At 46.1% G+C, this 21,395-nt stretch carries 22 protein-coding genes; 7 read left to right on the plus strand and 15 right to left on the minus strand.

Annotated elements, in window-relative coordinates:
• The 3 genes from ASN18_RS17620 to ASN18_RS13480 form a co-directional block, all read left to right on the plus strand.
• Positions 1-1,363: hypothetical protein (locus ASN18_RS17620; protein WP_085053304.1), on the plus strand; the 1,363-nt coding region annotated here is incomplete at its 5' end.
• 1 nt (position 1,364) lies between these two features.
• Positions 1,365-3,938, plus strand: a complete 2,574-nt coding sequence (locus ASN18_RS13475; protein WP_085053305.1) for a dynamin family protein — start codon at positions 1,365-1,367, stop codon at positions 3,936-3,938.
• 196 nt (positions 3,939-4,134) lie between these two features.
• Entirely contained in the window at positions 4,135-4,452 is a 318-nt protein-coding gene (locus tag ASN18_RS13480) for a hypothetical protein (RefSeq protein ID WP_085053306.1), read from the plus strand.
• Between the two features lie 88 nt (positions 4,453-4,540).
• On the opposite strand, the gene ASN18_RS13485 is transcribed toward ASN18_RS13480, so the two are convergent.
• From ASN18_RS13485 to tsoC, 15 genes are all read right to left on the minus strand, one after another.
• The gene (locus tag ASN18_RS13485) at positions 4,541-5,530 is read right to left on the minus strand and encodes a cyclic di-GMP phosphodiesterase (protein ID WP_157073003.1); all 990 of its coding nucleotides are present in this window, start codon (positions 5,528-5,530) and stop codon (positions 4,541-4,543) included.
• Positions 5,531-5,596: 66 nt separating this feature from the next.
• Positions 5,597-7,273 (minus strand): methyl-accepting chemotaxis protein, encoded by a 1,677-nt coding sequence (locus ASN18_RS13490; protein ID WP_085053308.1) that lies wholly within the window; start codon positions 7,271-7,273, stop codon positions 5,597-5,599.
• Positions 7,274-7,334: 61 nt separating this feature from the next.
• Complete coding sequence (locus ASN18_RS13495) at positions 7,335-7,532, minus strand: hypothetical protein (RefSeq protein ID WP_085053309.1); 198 nt, start codon at positions 7,530-7,532, stop codon at positions 7,335-7,337.
• Between the two features lie 139 nt (positions 7,533-7,671).
• Positions 7,672-8,652, minus strand: a complete 981-nt coding sequence (locus ASN18_RS13500; protein ID WP_085053310.1) for a beta-ketoacyl-ACP synthase III — start codon at positions 8,650-8,652, stop codon at positions 7,672-7,674.
• Positions 8,639-9,670 carry a phosphate acyltransferase PlsX gene (plsX, locus tag ASN18_RS13505; protein ID WP_085053311.1) on the minus strand — a complete coding sequence of 344 codons (1,032 nt, stop codon included), beginning with the start codon at positions 9,668-9,670 and terminating at the stop codon, positions 8,639-8,641. The genes ASN18_RS13500 and plsX overlap by 14 nt, the downstream gene beginning before the upstream one ends.
• A 10-nt stretch (positions 9,671-9,680) precedes the next feature.
• Positions 9,681-9,866 (minus strand): 50S ribosomal protein L32, encoded by a 186-nt coding sequence (gene rpmF / locus ASN18_RS13510; RefSeq protein ID WP_085053312.1) that lies wholly within the window; start codon positions 9,864-9,866, stop codon positions 9,681-9,683.
• Positions 9,867-10,397: a YceD family protein gene (locus ASN18_RS13515; protein WP_085053313.1), complete on the minus strand. Its 531-nt coding sequence runs from the start codon at positions 10,395-10,397 to the stop codon at positions 9,867-9,869. It lies immediately after the preceding gene.
• Positions 10,398-10,543: 146 nt separating this feature from the next.
• Positions 10,544-10,885 (minus strand): ArsR/SmtB family transcription factor, encoded by a 342-nt coding sequence (locus tag ASN18_RS13520; RefSeq protein WP_085053314.1) that lies wholly within the window; start codon positions 10,883-10,885, stop codon positions 10,544-10,546.
• Positions 10,886-10,976: 91 nt separating this feature from the next.
• Positions 10,977-12,224: a DUF1302 domain-containing protein gene (locus tag ASN18_RS13525; RefSeq protein WP_085053315.1), complete on the minus strand. Its 1,248-nt coding sequence runs from the start codon at positions 12,222-12,224 to the stop codon at positions 10,977-10,979.
• A gap of 19 nt (positions 12,225-12,243) precedes the next feature.
• Positions 12,244-13,032, minus strand: coding sequence for an outer membrane lipoprotein-sorting protein (locus ASN18_RS13530; RefSeq protein WP_085053316.1), 789 nt, complete (start codon positions 13,030-13,032; stop codon positions 12,244-12,246).
• Positions 13,029-13,583: a YeeE/YedE thiosulfate transporter family protein gene (locus tag ASN18_RS13535; protein ID WP_085053317.1), complete on the minus strand. Its 555-nt coding sequence runs from the start codon at positions 13,581-13,583 to the stop codon at positions 13,029-13,031. The genes ASN18_RS13530 and ASN18_RS13535 overlap by 4 nt, the downstream gene beginning before the upstream one ends.
• Positions 13,584-13,594: 11 nt before the next feature.
• Positions 13,595-14,152, minus strand: a complete 558-nt coding sequence (locus ASN18_RS13540) for a YeeE/YedE thiosulfate transporter family protein (RefSeq protein ID WP_085053318.1) — start codon at positions 14,150-14,152, stop codon at positions 13,595-13,597.
• Positions 14,130-16,445, minus strand: a complete 2,316-nt coding sequence (locus tag ASN18_RS13545; RefSeq protein ID WP_085053319.1) for an efflux RND transporter permease subunit — start codon at positions 16,443-16,445, stop codon at positions 14,130-14,132. Before ASN18_RS13545 ends, ASN18_RS13540 begins: the two co-directional genes overlap by 23 nt.
• A gap of 38 nt (positions 16,446-16,483) precedes the next feature.
• Entirely contained in the window at positions 16,484-17,272 is a 789-nt protein-coding gene (locus ASN18_RS13550) for a sulfite exporter TauE/SafE family protein (protein WP_085053320.1), read from the minus strand.
• A complete protein-coding gene (gene tsoC, locus ASN18_RS13555; RefSeq protein ID WP_085053321.1) occupies positions 17,236-17,526 on the minus strand; it encodes an NEPxGxxU motif selenoprotein TsoC in 291 nt (96 codons plus the stop codon). The genes ASN18_RS13550 and tsoC overlap by 37 nt, the downstream gene beginning before the upstream one ends.
• A 197-nt stretch (positions 17,527-17,723) precedes the next feature.
• On the opposite strand from tsoC, the gene lysS reads away from it, so the two are divergent.
• Genes lysS through ASN18_RS13575 form a run of 4 tightly spaced genes read left to right on the plus strand, consistent with a single transcriptional unit; the run spans position 17,724 to position 21,381 of the window.
• Complete coding sequence (lysS, locus tag ASN18_RS13560; protein WP_085053322.1) at positions 17,724-19,205, plus strand: lysine--tRNA ligase; 1,482 nt, start codon at positions 17,724-17,726, stop codon at positions 19,203-19,205.
• Positions 19,206-19,213: 8 nt separating this feature from the next.
• The gene (locus ASN18_RS13565) at positions 19,214-20,437 is read left to right on the plus strand and encodes a lipoprotein-releasing ABC transporter permease subunit (RefSeq protein ID WP_085053323.1); all 1,224 of its coding nucleotides are present in this window, start codon (positions 19,214-19,216) and stop codon (positions 20,435-20,437) included.
• Positions 20,438-20,465: 28 nt separating this feature from the next.
• Entirely contained in the window at positions 20,466-20,732 is a 267-nt protein-coding gene (locus tag ASN18_RS13570) for a hypothetical protein (RefSeq protein WP_157073004.1), read from the plus strand.
• Positions 20,716-21,381, plus strand: coding sequence for an ABC transporter ATP-binding protein (locus tag ASN18_RS13575; RefSeq protein ID WP_085053325.1), 666 nt, complete (start codon positions 20,716-20,718; stop codon positions 21,379-21,381). The genes ASN18_RS13570 and ASN18_RS13575 overlap by 17 nt, the downstream gene beginning before the upstream one ends.
• Positions 21,382-21,395 lie beyond the last annotated feature (14 nt).

The following is a 21,395-nucleotide window of genomic DNA, read 5'->3' on the forward strand; positions in this document are numbered from 1 at the left end:
TATGCTTCAAAAGAATCTTGGTACGCAGATAGAGGGTGTTTCCTCAAAGATAGACGCGTCGTTTACTGGTATGGACAAAAGAATGGCAGCTATTGTCGAGTCAACCGCAAAGCTCGCTGGAGAGACTAATCTCGATATGCTAAAGCAGGTAATGGACGGCATTGACGGCATTTATAGACAGGCAGAGGAGGCCGCGGCAGCCTCTGGCGCTATTAAGAATGATTTAGCTGCCATGAACGAGGCGATACAACGACTTGGTTCTGATGAGGAAAGGGCACAGGCTATCGATTCTATGACAAGAAGGGTGGGTGATTCCCTGAAGGTGATGGAAAAGGATATTGCCGCTGCCACTGAGGGCTCAACAAATTTGATCGGCAGCAAGCTCGACGAAGTAGAGAAATCAGTGAGAGCTGCCATTGAAGCCAAGACACATAGTGAAAAATCGATAATGTCTGCTTTTAACGAAGATATGGCGTTGATAAAACAAGCTGTTCAGTTGAGAGATAAAGAAGAAGGAGAAATGGTCAAAGGCGTATACTACTCGATGAAGAAATTGATAAGCGATTTCAACAAGGAAAGGGAAAACGCCATCGTCTTTAACAAGCAGTACCTGACAAGTATGAATGACTTGAGAACACACATCGAGGAGTACATAGGAAAGAACATCATGGACGCAAAAGAGCAAAACGCCACGCTCAAAGGCGATGTTCAGAATGTAAGCAAGTCCATGCAGCAAAACGTGAAAGACCAGAACAAGATGCTTCTGGATATAATAATGGTCATAGAGAAGCAGCTTCCATTTTTCAGCGGCAAGGTGGATGAGGCCTTATCAGGCGTAGAGAACAAGATAGCAGGCTTTGAGCGTGCAACGCTGTCAAAGATAACTAATACCAGCACTGATATTATGAAATATATAGATGAGAATGTCGCCAATAGTGATACGGGGAGACATTATGGCCCGCTCATGGCAGAGCTTGGCGCAATAAAACAACTGACTAATAACACGGTTAAAGACCAGAACGATGTGCTTCAGGGCGTGTTTTTGTCAGTGAAAAAGCTGCTGAACATCTCAGCAAAGGAAAGAGATACTAATCAAAAGGTTGCCAACGATTTGATAAGCGCCCTGGACACTCTCTACGCACACATCAGACGCTTAGAAGCTGAAAACGATGAACTTGACGTTGAGCTTCTGAGGCTTGCTGGTGACGATTATTTCAAAAACAAGTTTAAGCAGCTTGAAACCGAACTGCATAAGACACGCAGCCTTGCTGAAAAATATCAGGACGAAAAGAGAGAACTGGAACAGAAGTATCTGAAACTCCAGCACGAATGGGAAGAGACACGCCAAGCAGGCAGCGATTGATATGACAGAAAGAGACGAGATACGAATACAGGAGTTTTTACACCGGCTCAAAGACGCAATGCTCAGGCTTGAGGACGTTGGGATGGAGCAGTTCGGCAGGAGGATAGAAAATCTAACCGCCAACCTGGGCATGTTTTCAAAGCACACGGTTAAAAGCGGCCTTGTCGGTATCACCAGTTCAGGGAAGTCGTCTCTGCTGAACGTCCTGCTTGGCACTGGGAAGAAGATACTAAAGGAGCAAAGCAAGGCCACTACGAACATGATTGTGTTTTGCTCGAAGTCGCCGGAACCGGAGCTGGAGTTAAACTTCGACAACGGCAGCCAGGTGAAAAAACGAGGTCAGGAGGTCTTGACCGAGTCCATATGGAAATATACGTCAGAGGATGAAAACCCTCAGAACAAGTTCAATGTAAAGTATATCAGGCTCTCCCTGCCTAGCTTCCTGCTGGATGAGGGCACGGAGATAGCGGACACCCCCGGTCTTGATGCCTTTGGCAATAAGGAACACGAAGACCTCACACTGCGTGAATTCCTGCCGCAGGCCGATATGATAATATATCTCTCTGCAATAACAAGCCCGATGAAAGAGGCCGACAAAAGGGTTCTGAACAAGATAATGGACGCTGACCAGCGCATCATGTTTGTCCAGACGTGTAAGGCCGCAGTGGTAGAAAAGAGCCTGGGCGATGGCAGGAAGGTGGCGGTTACAGACCTTCTGACCAAATACAAGAGTGACCTTGAAAAATCCCTTGCACCGTTTACAAAACTGAAGGACGCCCCAATCGTACAGGTAGAGACCTCGCTGGCAATGAAATATATCAAGGACAGCAATGAAGTCAAGGCGTGGCAGGACTCCGGCATGGATGAGTTTGTCTTTGTTATCAGGAGCCTTGTAAAGCAGCTTCAGGGTGAGTATACACTAAAAAATTTAAAGAAGACCGTTGATGAAACAAATGCCCTGAATAATCTTATTAAGAACACCATAGGCGAAGACGCCAATAAAGAAGCCAATATCGAGCAGCAAACAAAAGATTTGGCAGGCATCAGCGGATTTCTCCAGCGTATGATGCGCGATAAAGACGCCCTTGTTGCTAAGTGGAAGGGACATCTCAATCCCACAGAGCTGTATAATTACTACAATCTGGAGCTGTCGAGGATTTTCGGGTACAGATACAACTTTAACCCGCTGCATGACAAGGAGTTTCTCTCAAGGATAGAGGAGATACGGGAGAAGACTCAAAACGTTAAAAGCGATTTTCTCAACGCCATTGACGCAGCCAAGGCAAGATATACGGAGTCCTTCAACGAGCTGGGGCTTGAGGTCAGGCGAGCAGACATGCAGGCGACAAGTACGTCAAGTTTTTTCCTGCCCAATGTGCAGAAAAAACGCGTCTCTGATGCAACGGGCACTGGTGAAACCACATCCAAATTTGGATTCTTTAAGGACACTAAGAAAGAGACTGCCGCCGCCGAATTCATAGACAAGGATAAGTTCATTCGTGAACTTAAGATGTCACTCACAATGTTTTTTGAGCCTCTTAGCAGCCACCTTGACTGGTGGTCTAACACGATTAACTACTCTTTCATGGAGCCGCTGCAAAAGAAAATCACCTCGCTCAATGACGACATCGCAAGAATAAAACGCGGCGTATCTGTTGACGAGGCGCAGTACAACGCGCTGGTCACGGTAAGTAACGAGCTTGATGATATCCTCAGTGAAGTCTCATATCTGGTAAACGTTGACCCATCACAGAGAAAGACAGTGCGTTTTAATAGATACACAAGCAAGGTACTTTCAGACAGGGGCACGGGCGACACCAGAAACCTGTTCCTGCAGCTTGGAAGCCGCCTCTTTGAAGGCCTGTTTCACACATATTATCTCGAGTGCCTCGGCGGTATCCCCAAACCCAGGACAATAGCCCTGATAGGCCAGGACTTTGATACACAGATTGATTTTTTACGCCGTTTGCTGAGACTTAGCGGTGAGCAGGTCTCGATGCTTAACAAGATGGAACGACCGTTTTCAATTAATTTACAAAACGCAGAAGGCGCCCTGAGAAATGTAGAATTTGCGGGGGAGTTCGGAGGGCTGCTGTCTTTTTATATCCTCGGCAACGATTCGCCTTCGATGGAGCTTGTGAAATCCGCCGGAATATTTGACAAGGCAGATATTATACAGGTGATGATAGAGGACATGCACAGGGTAGCGTCGGCGCTGACAGACCTTGTGGAGAGGAACTTATTTTTTGATATGCTGCTTGCCCACAAAGGTAAACTCCTGCTGGCAAATCCATCGGCGTCATATTTCCAAAAAGACAGACTGCACATACTGGTCACCGAGGCGGTTGCCGAAATAGACAAGATATTTCAGCCTGAGCAGGTCAAGTGGTTTATATATGAGAATTTCGAGATAAGATACAACTATTTCAATCTGCTGTCAAACCGTATCAGAGCTGAGGGCATAAAGCCGGAGGACTGTCTGAAGGAATGGAAGGCAGCCGGAGTGCCGCTTGACGAACCATTCAACGAAAACACGCTGCTTGAGCAGTTTGAGGAACTCCTGCAAAACGCCTGAAACGGCTTAAAATGGGCATGAAGTAACCGCTGCATTATCACTAACATATTTTGTCCCTCTGGCATATCTATTTGCCAAAATATGACACCAGTTAATCTATATTCTGCCGCAGATTCATGGCATGGTATTTGCAAACTAATGATTTAATGCCAATATGCCGATTATATACTATAGAGACACATATGGGGATATGCTAATGAAAATCAGCGATATTAGAGAAAAGACTTTGGCAAGTATCAACAGGCTATGTCAATTTATTGACAAGTCAATGACATTTTTGGACAGTTGGATATTATTAACACCTCAGGCAATAAACAGCTTGACTAAGGCAAAACCACAAAGGAGAAACGGTATGAAAAGATGTGAATCATGCAATGCAAACCTGGTTTTGAAGGTTCAGTACGAAAGTGGAAACATGTTCACATGTCCAAGCTGTGAATCAATATTTTTCTTCCCAGTTTATGAAGACCGCTACAGCAGGCAGTTCACAGATGCCTTTGCCGAGGTTAAATAAGTCCACATCAGGCCTATAGCCTGTGGACACAGACTATAGGCCACAGTGTACTAGTTATTTGTACTAGTTATTTCATAGGGCTGCAGATTTACTTACTAAACAGCAGCACAAAACTCTTAAAAATATCCTCTTGAAAGTGTTCCAGCATTTGTTCTTTCATAAGCCTGAGGGCTTCAAATGGCGTAAGGGCCTGCTTGTATGAACGCTCGGCGGTTAATGCATCATATATGTCCGAAATGCAGCCAATCTTGCCGTATGGGTGGATTTCATCTTTTTTTAGTCTGCGTGGATAACCTGTTCCGTCCTCTCTCTCATGGTGCTGCATTACAATTATCCTGCACTCTTCGCTTAACTGGTTGGCCTTGTCCAGTATCTTGTACCCCTGGTATGGATGTGTGCGCATTTTAAACATTTCATCATCATTAAGGCGGCCAGGCTTGTTGATTATATCTGTTGAGACCTTTGTCTTTCCCATGTCATGAAGAAAAAATCCGGCCCCAAGTTCGTGCATGTCATGTGCGTCGGAATTCCTGAATATCTCCTTAGATACCATAATAGAGAGAATCCCCACGTTTACAGAGTGCGTATATGTATAGAAGTCATGAGACGTTAAGTTAAGCAGATAGCCGGAGGTCTCAGGTTCCCTTAGAATCATATCGACAAGGCGGGTTATGCCCTCTTTCGATACCTTGATATTCTCCGCCGTCGGGCTTTCAAGCAGTCTGCCCATCATCTGAAGTGATGATTTGTATACCTGTTGTGCCCTTTCCTCTTTAGACATCTTTGTATCTTCTATCGCCTCTTTGAGGTCATCTGTCAGGTATTTCTCAGGATTCCAGCTCGCAGGAGGGTTTATGTCTTTATCGGAGTGGCTCATGGATTCGACAGTTTCTATTGATAATACAGACTTGTCAGTGTCCATGATAATGTTATCGATGCCGTGAGCGATTATCTTGTCAATTTGGCTTGAGCTTGTTAGTATGAACTCATTTTTCAAAAAGGGATGCCTGAGCCAGCTCTCTGGAATTCTTACATACATCCCGACTTTTAGTTCTTGTGCGGTCAGAGTTCTTATCATATCACTTATCCCAACAGGGGTGTGACGCACTCGCGCGCGCCACACCCCCAATATTCTTGGCTTAATTTATGACAGTCTAAGCGGCTTTTTACCGCTTCCTGAGTAGCCTATTGCTCCGGTGACTTTGAACTGCCCGACTATTTGCTGTAACCCCGATGAAAGGTCTGAAAGCTCTGACGCCGAGCGTGCTATGTGCTCTGAACTTGACGAGGTCTCCTGTGAGACGTTTGCAATGGATTCTATGTCGGTAGTAATTGTCTCTGACACTGTGGACATCTCCTCTGTTGCTGAGGCAATCTGTTCTACCATCACCTGAAGCGATGAGATGCTTGCCACTATCTTATGGAGCGATTCACCGGCGCTGCTAACGTTTTCTACCCCGGCCTCGACCATTCTTGTTGCGCCGTCCATTGAAGAGACTGCCATTTCTGTCTCATCCTGAATTGAAATAATCATTGTGCTGATTTCTGATGTCGCCTTGGCTGTTCTCTCGGCCAGCTTTCTTACCTCGTCGGCAACAACCGCAAAGCCGCGTCCCTGCTCTCCTGCCCTTGCCGCCTCTATTGCAGCGTTTAATGCCAGCAGGTTGGTCTGGTCGGCTATGTCCTTGATTACCTTTACGATGTCTCCGATTTGCTTTGAGCGCTCACCTAATGATGATATCAGGCCTGCTGATTCGCCTACTGTTTGCGCTATGCCTTTGACCTCGTTTATGGATTTATTTACTATGGATTCGCCCTCTTTTGCCTCTTTTGCCGTCTCTATGGCCGATGTTGCTATGCTTGAGGCATTTCTTGCTATATCGACAACCGTCTGTGACATCTCAGTTGCGCTGGTGGCAATTTGTGAGGACTTGCTTGACTGCTCATTCACCCCAAGGGACATCTGCTCAGAGCTGTTTTTCAACCCGTCGCTTGACGCTGCTACCATATCGGCAGACTGCTTTATCTTCTCTATCATTTCATTCAAATTAGAGGCCATCTCTGCCATTGCATTAAGCAGCTGCCCGGCCTCATCTGCGTTGCCCGGCTTTATATCCACAGTAAGATCACCAGAGGCAATCTTCTGCATTGCCCCAACACCTTCACTTAACGGTCCGGTTATGCTCTTGATTATTGTTATAGCCGCCACTAACAAAATTACCACGCCGACAACGATAAGCGATAACAACAGTAGCTTTGTAGACGAGACATTCTTCTCTGATTTGTCATATTCGTTTTTCGCGTCAGTCAACTGAAGGTGGATTAAGTCATCGAGGTCCTTTTCCACCGCCGCTGAAAGCTGCCCGAATTTACTGTCATAGACAGCCCTTGCACCGTCATAATTGCCGCTTTTTACTGCGTTTATAACCGGCATTAACCCTTCGTTCAGATAGGCAGACCTGTCTTGCTGCAGCTTATCGACAATCCTTTTCTCCTCGTCGGTCAACTTAGTAGATGTATATGCCCTCCACTGCTCGTCTATTGCTGCAATCCCCTTTTCTATCATGGGGATTCTCTTGTCCATCTCCTCTTTGGTTGGAACCAGCAGCATCTGTAGAAGATTTGCCCTGTTGAGTTCAAAAGTCTTGTAAATAACACCTATTTCCCCCATCGCAAGAGTTCCATGCTCGTAACCGTATTTGAGCAAGGCGTGTGTGCTTAATGTGCCATTTAGTCCGAACAGACCTACCACTATTAGTAATATACAACTAAATCCTGATAGGATATAGAGTCTTGCGCCAATCTTTATGTTGCTTAACATTTAACCTCCGTATATTTTGGACATATATTTTTGGGAATTAGCAATTTTGAAAAAAGCATTTTTACCTCAGACTTGACCCCTTGCTCGATTTATAGCCGGGTGACTTGCTTTTCTTCGAGCTAGACTTACCAGAGCGGTAATGCCCCTTTACATATGTGCCTTTCTTTGTGTAGTAACCGCTCACATATCCGGCAAATGCCGTCGAAACCGAAGATAATAAAAACACTGCCATCACGATTATTGAAGCTGCTCTTTTCACCCGATGCCTCCCTGCCTGCGTTTTATATTACGTTTACCAATAAACGCTCCATACATATTAACATATATATCGTAATTCTCAAAGTAAAACTTTAGAAAATATTAGTAATAAATATGTGCGTGTTCATTATTTTAGCATTTTACCACCTGATTACCGCCGATGCCCACGTAAGTCCACCACCGAATGCCTCCAGAATTATCGTGTCATTTTCTTTTATCCTGCCAGAAGTTGCAGCCTCATCCAGCGCAATCGGTATGGAGGCGGCTGAGGTGTTGCCACATTTGTCGAGGTTTACCATCACCTTGTCCATGCCGATGCCAAGTCTTGTGGCAGTGGCAGAGATTATCCTCAAGTTTGCCTGATGCGGCACGAGGAGGGCTATGTCGGAAGACTTAAGGCCATTTTTTTCCAGTGCGTCAATGACTAATTTTTCAAGCGTCCTTACTGCTACTTTAAACGTCTCATTGCCTTTCATTTTTATATAGTGCAGGCGGTTTGCCGCTGCCTCCTCTGACGGGGGATACTTAGAGCCTCCGCCGGGGAGATTCAACAGCTCCCAGTATGAACCGTCTGAATGTATGTCTACAGACAGGATGCCGGATTGACCGTCTGCTGCCTCAAGTATTACAGCGCCAGCGCCATCGCCAAAAAGGACACAGGTGTTCCTGTCTTCCCAGTCCGTAAATCTAGACAGGGCCTCAGCGCCCACTAACAGTATCCTCTTGTACATCCCGCTCTTTATATAGGCATTCGCGGTGGAAAGGCCGAATAAAAACCCCGAACAGGCCGCGTTTATGTCAAAAGCCGCCGCTTGAGTGGCATTGAGCCGGTTCTGCAAAAAACATGCAGTAGCAGGTATCGGCATATCCCCCGTTATCGTAGCCACGATTATTATATCAAGTGAAGAGGCTGAAATCCCAGCGCGCGAAAGGGCAAGCACAGCGGCCTCATACGCCAAATCTGATGTGTTTTCACCCTCGGCTGCAATCCTCCGCTCACGTATTCCCGTCCTTTCCATAATCCATTTGTCAGACGTATCAACCATTTGCTCCAACTCACCGTTGGTCAGCCTTCTTGACGGTACATATGAGCCGGTTGAGATAATTTTAGCCTTCAGCAATATGTTGTTCCCTCATATGTTTATGTGACATAGCAATCTCATCGGAGATTATCTTGTTTATATTAACTGTTGCCAGTTGGTTTGCCACTTTAAGGGCGTTTTTTATCGCCTTTGAGGTGGAGCGTCCGTGGCAGATTATACATGTACCGTTTATGCCTAGAAGCGGCGCACCACCGCTTTCGTCGTAGTCTGTTCTCCTTTTGAAGCCTTTGATTGCCGGCTTCATCATCAGATAGCCAAGTTTACTGGCAAAGCGCCCGCTAATCTCTGCCTTGAGCATCTTCATTATTGCCTCTGCCAGCCCTTCGGACACCTTCAGTATAGTATTCCCTATGAACCCGTCGCACACTACCACATCAGCCAGACCGGTAAAGACATCCTTGCCCTCTATGTTGCCTGTGAAATTTATATTCGCCGTCTTCAGGAGCTTAAAGACTTCTTTGGTCAGCTCATTTCCCTTAGTGTCTTCCTCTCCAATGCTCATAAGACTTACCTTTGGTTCTTCGATGCCATAAACTGCCTTAAAGTAGGCGCTTCCCATCAGGGCAAACTGGAGCAGATTGTCGGGTTTGCAGTCAACGTTTGCCCCTGCGTCAATCAACAAAAAACGTCCCTTTACTGTCGGCATCAGTACGGCGATTGCCGGGCGGTCAACGCCGGGGGCCTTTTTGAGAACTGTCAGCGCTGTGGCCATTGCAACGCCTGAGTGTCCGGCAGATACTACTGCCGCAGCCTCGCCTTTTTTTACCATATCCACCGCTACCCTTATCGACGAGTCCTTCTTCTTCCTGAGGGCCTGAGACGTTGCCTCGTCCATGTCAACCACTTCTGAGGCATGTCTGACTGTTATCCTCTTTTCGTCATATCTTTTTACTGCCTTAAGGCGTTTTAAAAGTACATCTGAATCACCAATCAGCTCTACGCTAATGTCGTCATACTCCGCAACTGCAAGGAGCGCCCCCTCTACATTCACACCTGGGGCGTTGTCACCCCCCATTGCATCCAGCGCTATCTTCATTGCACTTTACCTACTCTTTCTCTACTACTGCCAGGACCTCTTTCCCGTCGTACTTGCCGCAGCCTAAACATACGCGGTGTGGCGCCTTAAATTCGCCGCAGTCGGGGCATTTCACTACCGGGGGCAGTGCGCCTTTCCAGTTTGCCTTTCTCTTGTCTCTTCTTGATTTCGAATGTCTTGATGTTGGATTTGCCATTTATGCTCCTTTTGATTTATTAACTCGAAAGTCTCTTAATACATGAAACCTCTCATCCTCCGGCTGTTTTACGCACGTACAAGGCCCGATGTTCAGATTCGTCCCGCACGACGGGCACAGCCCCCTGCACCCGGACGAACACATCGTCTGCATCGGGATATTTAAAATCACCTGCTCTTCCATCATTCGTGTTATGTCAAGCAGCCCGTCTTCATAAAAATATAAGTCCAGCTCATCACCAGACAACTGTTTTCCTTCCACCTCTGCTTCAAGCTCAGTCATCGGGACACAGACCAGCACTGTATCAATTTCAAAGCCGTTTTCGAACTCCTCAAGACAGCGGCTGCATGTTGATGCAGCCTCCACTGTGGCATGAACTGTTGCCACAACCTCCTCAGCCATAACAACCAGGTTAACAGTCCCCCGTAAACGGCCTTCCATCGATGTGCGCCCCTTCGTCAGAGGTATATCTACCGCTGAGTCCTGCCCTTCTGCCGGTATGTCCTTTACACGTATTACCGCCGCCTTCATCGTTTATAATAAAACCCATACAGTCTAAGCCTATGCCGTCTCAATTCACACCACATCCTTGCGCAGCAGGCGCTACTGCGTTTAACAAACGCAGTGTAAATTATAATTTTTGCGATAATATCTTGTCAATGGTCAACTGAAAGGGTCTAAAATCCTTCCCCTTTTGGTGTTTTTTCTTTACGTGTCATAGGACAACAACGAGGCGCGGGAAGCACTTCAGTATAACTCTTATTCAATACGGCAAGGATGTCAATAATAATGGGGTCAACCAAAAAATAGCACCTCAACTTCCCATCCATATAGAAATCAATTACGCCGTGGTTTCTGAGCAGAGAGAGATGCTGCGATACATTTGGCTGGCTTATTTCTAAAAATTTCTCGAAGTCACTCACACATTTTACACCCTTTGTGAGTTCTTCCAGGATACTGATCCTCACCGGATGTGCGATAACCCGCAGTAATTCAATTTTTTGTCCCAGCGTTTTCATGCTTTGACAGTAGTTTATCAAAACACAGCCGTTTTAGTATATAGAGATTCAAGCAACCGCCTTCGACCTTCAAACCGGCCACCACATATCGTTAAAACTCATACCTTACTTGTACATAGACATTATCGTTTTTATCGAATTGTCCAAACTGAGTCGATTTATTTGGACCTCCGAAGATGTTTGCTCCAATAGCGCCCCATACATGGTCAGTAAAATTATACCTTGCTTCAGGGTTTATTATGTAATCCCCGTCTGAAGGACTCCAGAACGAAAAAAAGGAAAGCTTGAGAGTTTGATGTGCCAGCAATTGGGTAAGACGAAGAGATGCGAGACTGTATAAGCGTTTCTCCTGTGTGAACCCCTCGGGCAGGTTTTCCACATATTCGGAATAATTGTGCATGTACTGGGTATAGAACTGAATAGATACGCTGAAATCATCCCACATCTGGCGTTGGTAGCCAAGAATGGTTCGTGTTTGTGAGTTTGGGATAAAGGGGTCAGAGCCGCTCCTGTCCTGCCTGAAATCATAATAACCCATTTCAAGGCTTAAAATACCGTCAAGTGCCCTGCCCTGAAAACTTGCGCCATATACTGAGAGTTTTGGATAAGATAGAAACAGTTTGGAGGGCATCGCGGTATCGTTTGGCATTGCGGAAGGCTGTCTGTAAAAACCGCGATATAAATACAGCGACGTATCAAAGCCTGCCACGTCACGGTATGCCCGTATAGCGAGTTCTGTGTTGCCAGGTGTCTTTGAAGGCTCTGTCGTTTCTCTGTCTGTTACATCAGGCATCGGGTCAAACATCCAGAACCTTTGAGGGCCGGGGTAATGATTTGGCGTAAAAAAAGGAATGGCAATTATATCGAAGGAAGCAAAGGCAGGGTAAATGCCTATTTTTGCACCATCAACTCCTTTTTTCAAATATTCAAGCGGTCTGCCAGAAAAAAATGCCTCGAAGTCTTTTGGGAACACGTCGTTAATAAACACGAGGTCGCCAACTCCCCACGTAATTATTTGCCTGCCCAATCTTACATCCCACGCTGAAGATCTGAAATCAAAATATCCTTCCCGCAGCTCAAGCCGTGCTTTATTATCTACATGGTCGTATAGCGCGTCGGTCTTTACAAAGATATGAAAAGGGTCTTTTGACGCATCCAGCTTCAACTGTAATCTCTCCTCTGCCCGTTTGAAGTCACCGCCATTGGGGTTTGAATAGGCAGTATCAACTGAGTAATTGCCCTGCAAAAATCCATGTAACGATATTTCTGAGGCAGTTGCAGTGGAAATGAACAATCCCATGCCAATAAAGATATACACAAAGACCCGGTTAATCATCATTTATTGTCCTCAACACCGGTTACTCTGTCCATTTCTTTAAAGGCTGCCTGAGATACCTTTCTGAAAATAAGCTGTCGTCAATGTCTATGTTGTAATCTACGCTTAAGTATTTGACTTCAGTGGTGTGCCCGCTCTGGTGATTTTTCATTGTCCTCTTTGTAATCGTGGGAAAACCTTTTACCTCTTTAATCTCGTCGGATGTGTAGAGCCTGTCGAGTTCTCCCTTTTTATTGTAATATTCCTCTTTCAGGGGCAAGTAATTCCCTTTGTCAATCCATGAAAGCTTATAGTCATAGTTCATATCGCCTGCCTTAGGCGTACTCTTTATCACATAGCAGTCTCTATTGTTGAAGGCTTCTTCCTTTGTGACTGCATGGGCGTCATCTTGTATGTCCCTTCCTGAGACATCTTCATAAGTGAAGTCCGAACCGGCAAAGCTTGACGATTTATCCTGAGCGGCAATCCTTCGTACCATGTTGATAGCCGGAACAAAAAGCCATCGGTCATCATCTCTGGCAGGATATTTATATACCATGAAGGTCATATCTTTTACGTCAGTTGGTTGAAAGAAGTACATAAAAATTTTCTGTTCACCACCGGCTTCACCATAGTTTTTTCTGAGCATAGTCAGCTCTCTTATCCTTTCCTGCCCACCCTTGCCGATCAGTTTCATCATCACCCTTGCCTTAAAATCCTTGCCCGGGTAAAAAAAAGCATCCTGTGATTTTTTAATAACCTCATCGCCACTCTGTGCAAAACCCGTTACAGGGAACACCATCAAGGATAAAACTATTATTATCCATCTCATTGTAAACCTCCATGTTGTTGTTTTTTTCTTGTAATCAGAAAAACACCTGCCATAATCAACACTAAGACAACACCAAAGGCAGCGGCTGCGGGAAGGTACCCTACACCGCAATATTGGTAGATTGCAAGTTCTTTTGGTTCGTTAAATCGAACTCCATACCTATCGATTACAGGCAGGAGAGCTTCAGTAGCAAAGGCAGATAATAGTATTGCCAACACCCCGATGCCTGCCTCATACTTGCCGCAGGCAAGTCTGCCAATACAAGTCCCGGGGCACATGCCAAGAAGCGCCATCGCTATACCGAATAATCCGCCCCCGATAAAGTGGGTTGCCCCCCAGTATGGTTTTATCCCAACCTCTATATCCATACCAGAGATTTTTAATAAAACCGTGCCTAAAACTATCGTAGCTAACGTCGTTATCATAAATCCATACAATCTGAAATCTTTCAACAGCAACGCACCCATTATCACGGAGTAGCGTAGAGCGCCCGCCTTCCACAGTGCAAATCCAAACAAAAAACCTATGATTAAACCTGACAGAATATCCATTTTATTCCTCCTTAATCTTGTTGATAAGGTATTTGTTCCCCTATCTCTTTGCCTTTATTAAAATAAAGACAATTAGCGGTTATAATTGCCGCTGTGAAAAAAGAAAGGCTTGTTATAATACTGCCTATCGATAGAGTAGAAACACCGGTGAGAAATGCCCCTGTCGTGCAGCCGCCGCCAACATTCGCACCTATACCTAAAAGAAGGCCCCCCGCGAAAACAACCGCTATTCGTTTCCATATGCTTTTTCCGAATCGATTTCCCCACATCTGCGCAACTCCGTGAATCTGAAACGTATGCGATACTCTTGATGCGGCGAAACTGCCAATCAAAATGCCTCCAAGCATCGCAACCGCCCATGTGTCAGTTCCCCTTACCGTCCCGATAAAAACGGTATTTTCAAGGTATTCAGGGTTAAAGACATTGACAATCTTTCTTACGACGGCGACAAACGCCCCTGCTACGGCAAGGTTCTTCCCTGCCATCATTGCCATTAAAACCGCTGCACCAGCAGTAACACCTGCCACAGACCAATGCCATTCATTCTTAAACAGACTGTTCACTTTCACCGTTACCTCCTTTTAGCAGCCAGTCCTTTGTCAATACGATCAAGGCCGGCAGATATAGTATTGTTAATAGTGAGCTTAACATCATCATAGTCACAATAAAGGCCCCAACCGATATGTAAGGCGTAAGGGGCGCAAAAAGCATTACTGAAAACGCTGAGGCAAAGAGTATCGCATTACGAACGATGCCCTTACCTGGCCTTGCAGCAGTCCACAACAAGGTTTCATTCAAGTCTCCACTTTCTTTAAATCTCTGCCTGAACCTGCTTACGAAATGGATGGCAAAGTCAACCGCCATCCCAAGAGAAAGACACGAGAGTACCGAAATCGGCATATCGAAGTCCTTCCCGACAAAACCGACAACCCCATAGATCAACAGTATCGTAAACAGCAGAGGTGTATACCCGACAACTGCCCACTTTATCGAGTGGAAATTATAGGCCAGTATTATAAACACGACGACGAGTGCGATAACAAACCCCTTGACCATATCCCCTACGACCTCGTCATTCCATACCATGTTGAAATATGCTATGCCGGAGGGTTTTATTTCCATTGGGGAGGGATTAGCCTTTTTATATTCCTCAACCGCCTTTATAACATCTCTCATTGCCCCTGCATCCCATGTTTTTAGTTGAACCCACAGGTTTGCTCTCCTAAAAGGATAGTCCACCACATTGTCAAGGTCTGACGGTTTTGCAGACATGGAAAACAAAAACAGATATTGTCCTATAATATCCTTTCTCTCCGGAACGACATCATAACTTGTGTCATCGTTGTGCAGTACCCTGTTTATCCTCTTTACGTAATCAACGACTGACATGGTTTTCCCAACTACCGGCAACGTCTCAAGGCGGCGCTGAAGCCCCTCGATATAACGCATTGCCGCGGGGGTCTTGATATAGTCGTCTTCCTTTGCAGTTGCCACTATATAGCCGGTGGCCGTTCCGCCAAGCGCCTGGTTGATAACCGTGTCGGCAGCCCTGACCTCGCTGCCTTTCTTGAACCACTCCACAAGATTATTGTTAACAGTTATTTTTGTTACTCCGACAATTGCCGCCACAAAAAATATCAGACCGACTATAACCGTCTCAGCAGGCCTTCTCATGCCGACGCCAGCGAGTTTTTTCAAAAATTGCGATGTCTTACCCAAGTCGGCCTCTTCTGTCTGAGAGATCTTTTTTAACTTCTCTTCCTTGACAAGGGCAAACATCGCGGGTACGAACGTAAAGCTGAGGACCCTCAATATGATTGTGCCAAAGGCAACAAGCCCGCCAAAAACCTGCACGGGCACGATGTTCATAAACAGTAAAACGGCAAACCCTGCCGCCGTTGCCAGGGCGGTACTGCGAACCGGCTTGCTTACGGCGGCCATTGTCTCAATTATTGCCAGCCTTTTGTTTCCCGTTTCCTTGTAACGGAAATAGAACTCGTTAAAAATATGCATACTGTCCGTTGCAATTGCCATCAGAAACACCGGAGCCATCGAACTCATTATATGTATGGGGAATCCCAGTCCAATCAGAAGCCCCATACTCCAGACAATGCTTATCATGGCATCCATCATGAGGGCCATAGACAAAAACATGTCCCTGAACATCAAATATCTGACAAGAAACATAACCATCCCGGCTATCGGGGCAAGGATACCCATAAGTTTAAACATGTCAACCCCGAAGGTGTCACGTGCTACCGGATCTCCTGCTATGTAGTATTTTTCGCCGCCGCCTTCTTTTTTTACAATCTGTCTTATGGCATCTGCAATCTCCTTGCCATTAGCCCCTTTTTGAAGCGGTATATATATGGCAGCCGTTTTACCGTCTTTTGAAATAATGCGGTTAACAAAGAGAGGGTTTTCGAAAAGCATTTTTCTGAGATGCTCAATCTCTATATCGTTCTTTGGGAGCGCTGTCATAAGTGTGGAAACCCTTAAGGCATCATTTTCCACTTCAATGTTGTCAATGGTAGTAAAGCTCGATACGTCTGTTGCCGCTACCCCTTTTAATCTCAGTATTTCGCCGGTTATTCTTTGAATCTTTCCAAGTGTATCACTATTGAGGATGCCTTTTTCGTTTACAACGCCAACAACCAGCGTATCCTCATACAGATTAAAAGTCTTTTCCACCTCATCGTTCCATACCCGCACGTCTGACGCAGCAGGAAGCATGTTCTTAGGATTGGTGTCTGTCTTAATTTTCGTAAACTGTGTCATAAAAAGCATCGTAATCACCATCAATATAGCTACGACGGCTTTTGGGTAGTCTACAGAAAATTCTACAAGTGAAAATTTTCTCATTTACATCTCCTCGTGTTGGTGAAACACGTTAATTTGTATTAATAATTAGTTACATCCATCCACATGCGAATTGCCGCAAATGCTATCACTACCGCGAGGGCCTTCCTCAGAACAGCAGCGGGGATTTTTTTTGTAAACCTTGCACCAAATCTTGCCGCCGGTACAGCACCGATTACAACGGCGGCAGTCATTATGTATGGAACCTGTCCGGTTATAAGTTTTCCTACAGCCCCGGAGATAGATGCAACGAAGGCTATCCCCAACGTGCTTCCGATTGCGACCTTCGTCGGAATTTTTAAGAAATAAATCATCAAAGGAGTAAATATGTACGCCCCGGGCGCTCCAACCATTCCTCCAATAAACCCTATGCCTGATGAAATCAAGGCGGCTTTTGGTTTGCTGAACTTTATTTCCTCAAGAACAATGTCTTCGTCCGATTCCTTCTTCGGTAATACCATAACAACCGCAGCAAAGGCTGCCATACATGCAAATATCACAAGAAGCACCTTACTTGACGTATGCTTTGAGTATACTGCCCCAAAAAAAGCGGCAAACACGGCACATACTCCCATCAAGACTACCAGATTCTTTAAAACAAGACGATTCTTGTTCTGCACTGACAACCCGGCAAGAGACGACGCAAACACAACTATAATTGTAATCCCCGCTACTTCTTTCATATCAAGCGCCCCTACCCCAATCAATGGTGGAACATATAAGAGCATCGGGACAAGGATTATTGCCCCTCCCAATCCCAAAAGACCTGAGAGAAATGCCCCGCTTACCCCAATTAATAACAGCGTTGATAACATACTAAACGAAGCCATTTTACCCCCCCCTGTCTTTTTTGAATTTCATGCTCCAGTTCGGCAATGGACACATCCCTGCCTTCAAACACCACCTCGCCGTTTATTTCAACCGCTGGGAACTGCAATAAAGGCAGGTTGTTTAGTTTGGCAAAGTCTGGTTTTTTTACAAGCTCAACAGTGAGATTGTATTTATCTCTCAGTTGTTCAATGCTGGTATGGATGAGTGTACATCTCCTGCCGGGGGGATCATTTAAATAAAGCCTGACAATCATTTGCGACCTCCATGATTTAAGTTATAACATGCTTGCACACATTCATATATAAGCATGTTATTATATGTAATGTCAAGCGAATTTTTATTGCCACTACAGGAAGGACAGAAACGGCTAAAATATGATATAATCACTTTTGAGAGCCAAAGGAGGAGTGTATACATGCCTTTACGAATATTGCAGTGGTTGCGGGTACTATGGAAGAGATAAACGAACTTATAGAACAGAGAAAAAAGAAACTTGGCGAACTGCGCTCAATCGGCACTGACCCATATGACGAGGGCTTCAGCGCAGCTCACTACGCCGCTGAACTCATTAATAAACACGGCGAATCAGACCACGACACACTTGAGGCCGCCAACCTGAGATGCTCTGTTGCCGGACGAATCCTTGCTATGAGAAATTTTGGAAAGCTGGCCTTCATTCATATTGCCGACGCCTCGGACGAGAGGATTCAGTTGTGTTTTGCCAGAGACATCCTGCAGGATAAATATCCCATCATAAAAAAATTTGACGTAGGCGATATAGTCGGCGTCTCAGGGAGATTATTTAAGACCAAAACAGGGGAGCTGACCGTAGAGGTTCACGAATTTAAGATAGTGTCGAAGTCGCTGCGCCCGCTTCCTGAAAAATGGCACGGACTGACTGATGTCGAAACCCGGTACAGGCAGCGCTATGTCGATCTAATAGTAAATCCTGCTGTAAAGAAAACCTTTGCCATGAGGAGCAGGATAATTAAGGCTATCAGGGATTTCCTCGAGACTAAGGGCTTCATCGAGGTAGAGACCCCGATGATGCACCCGATTGCAGGCGGGGCAGCGGCAAAACCGTTTAAGACGTTTCACAATGCACTTGACATAGATTTATACCTGCGTATCGCACCGGAGCTTTATCTTAAGCGCCTGCTTGTCGGCGGGTATGACAAAATATTCGAGATAAACAAGAACTTCAGAAACGAGGGCATATCCACGAAACACAACCCAGAGTTTACGATGATAGAGTTTTATATTGCCTACAAGGATTACAAATTTCTGATGGACTTCACAGAGGAGCTGATATGTGATGCAGCGCTTCGCTCTGTGGGCAGCTTGAAATTCAAATACGGCGAACTTGACATAGACCTTACGCCGCCCTGGAAGAGGCTTACGTTTTTCGGGGCACTCGAAGAAAAGGGCTTGCCGGAGGGCACAGCGCGTGACCCGGAGAAATCTGTTGAGTGGGCACGGCGCCACGGCATCAATATACCAAAGGACCTGCCCGAAGGGAAATTAATATTTGATGAGATATTCTCAGAACTAGTCGAGCCGACCCTTGTTCAGCCCACATTTATCACCGACTACCCTGTTGAAATCTCACCGCTGGCAAAGCGTAAAAAGGACAACCCTGCGCTTGTAGATAGATTTGAACTATTCGTCGTAGGCAGAGAACTGGCAAATGCGTTTTCAGAACTCAACGACCCAATTGACCAAAGGGGCAGGTTTCAGGCGCAGTCCGAGGCAAAAAAGATGGGCGACGAAGAGGCTCACGCTATGGACGAGGACTTCCTCCGGGCGCTTGAGTACGGGATGCCACCAGCCGCGGGTGAGGGCATCGGCATTGACCGCCTGGTTATGCTCCTTACCGACTCGCACTCAATCAGGGATGTTATATTGTTTCCCCAGCTAAAACCAGAACAGTGATTTGAACAGTGAAATTAAGCTACCCGTTTTTCATAGCCCTGCGTTATTCCAAATCAAGGAAAAAAAACAGGGGCGTTTCCTTTAACACCGTCATCTCCATTGGCGGTGTGGCGCTTGGCGTAATGGCCCTTATCATCGTGCTGTCAGTGATGAGCGGTTTTCACGAAGACCTTCAAAGGAAAATACTTGGCGTCAACACACATATCATAGTGTTGAGCTACGAGGGGAGGATAAAAAATTACAGAGAACTTGCAGACCAGATAAAGGCAATGCCGCATGTTAAGGCCGTTTCCCCGTTCGTACTAGGGCAGACAATGGCAGCGCGGCAGAAAAGGGCACAGGGGATTTACCTTCGCGGCGTGCTGCCCGCCCTTGAGCAGACCACCACAGACATCGGCAAGTACGTAAAACATGGCTCTGTAAACGCCCTCGATGATATTGAAAACGGCATAGTGGTGGGCAAGGAACTTGCCTCCAATTTAGAGGTCTCTGTGGATGACGAGATAAATATCATCTCACCGATGGGCGACATAGGGCCTTTGGGTATGCTGCCAAAGGCGAGGAAGTTCAGGGTGGTGGCGGTCTTTGAGGTCGGTATGTTCGAGTATGACTCCAATCTTGCGATGGTCTCGATACAGTCGGCGCAGAAGTTTTTTGACATCGGCGATGCTGCAAGCGGCATCGAGGTCAAAATCGATGACATATACAAGGCCGAGGCCGTGCGCACGTATATTAGTAAATCACTAGGATACCCATACAACGCCCGCGACTGGATGCAGATGAACAGGAATCTGTTCTCAGCGCTAAAGCTGGAGAAATTCGCCATGTTTGTCATTCTGACCCTGATTATACTGGTTGCGGCGTTTAACATAATATCCACACTTATTATGAACGTAATGGAAAAACAGCGCGAGATAGCCATACTTAAGACTATGGGGGCGACAAACACCGGCATAATGTGGATATTTATGATTCAGGGACTGTTTATCGGGCTTGCAGGGACGACAATTGGACTTGTCGGCGGCTCGATAACCTGCTTTTTGCTAGATTCTTATGAGATAATCAAGCTCCCCGCCGATGTGTACTACTTAAGCCATCTGCCTGTGAAGGTGAAACTCATGGACTTTGCGCTTGTTGCCGCCTCTGCGCTGACGATAAGTTTCTTATCGACCATATATCCTGCGTATCAGGCGGCAAGACTTAATCCAATAGAACCGTTGAGGTACGAATAAGTTGTTTAAGTTAATCGGGCGGATTATAATGATAACATTCTTAGCGACGGCATTATTTTTGTTTGTGGCATATCGTTATGGCGGGGATTCGTTCAGGTGGTTTGGAGATGAACTTGAGTATGCCGCCGCCGATGCAAAGGTCTTTATGAGCAAGATGGCCGATAAGGCCGATGATATAGGCAGCCGTATGCACGCCCTCATGGGGACATACAAAAAGACAAAAGAAGCGGTTAAGAAGATAAACAAGGCCGCTGAAGTGATACAGGACAACTCCACAGATGATAGCAATCACTAATCTCAGAAAGTCGTTCCCAACCGAGGCAGGCCCCTTAGCGGTACTAAACGGTGTGGACATGACTATTGAAAAGGGAAAGATAATCTCAATCATGGGGGCCTCTGGTGCGGGCAAAAGTACCCTCCTTCACGTCACGGGTACGCTGGACAGACCAACAGAGGGCGAGGTGTCCTATACCGGCAAGAATGTCTTTGAGCTTGACGACAAGGCCCTTGCCGCCTTTAGGAACAAGACCATCGGCTTTGTATTTCAGTTTCACAACCTGCTGCCGGAGTTTACCGCCTTAGAAAACACAATAATGCCGGGCCTTATTGCCGGGCTAAACACAGATGAACTGCGGGAGCGCGGCAGGACAATATTAGGTGAGCTTGGCCTCAAAGACAGGCTGTTACACAGACCAGGGGAACTCTCAGGCGGAGAGCAGCAGCGTGTGGCAGTAGCCCGCGCCCTTATCCTTGACCCCCTGGTAGTGCTTGCCGATGAGCCTACGGGCAATCTGGATACAAAGACCGGCGAGATGCTTATTGACCTGCTGCTTGACATTAACCACAGGAAGGGTACGACGTTTGTTATCGTAACACACAACGAGGCATTTGCTAAGAAAACAGATATAACATACGTAATGGCCGATGGAACTCTGAAGACATAACCCCGCTACGGGTA

The sequence above is a fragment of the Candidatus Magnetominusculus xianensis genome, assembly GCA_001541255.1.
GTDB lineage: Bacteria > Nitrospirota > Thermodesulfovibrionia > Thermodesulfovibrionales > Magnetobacteriaceae > Magnetominusculus > Magnetominusculus xianensis.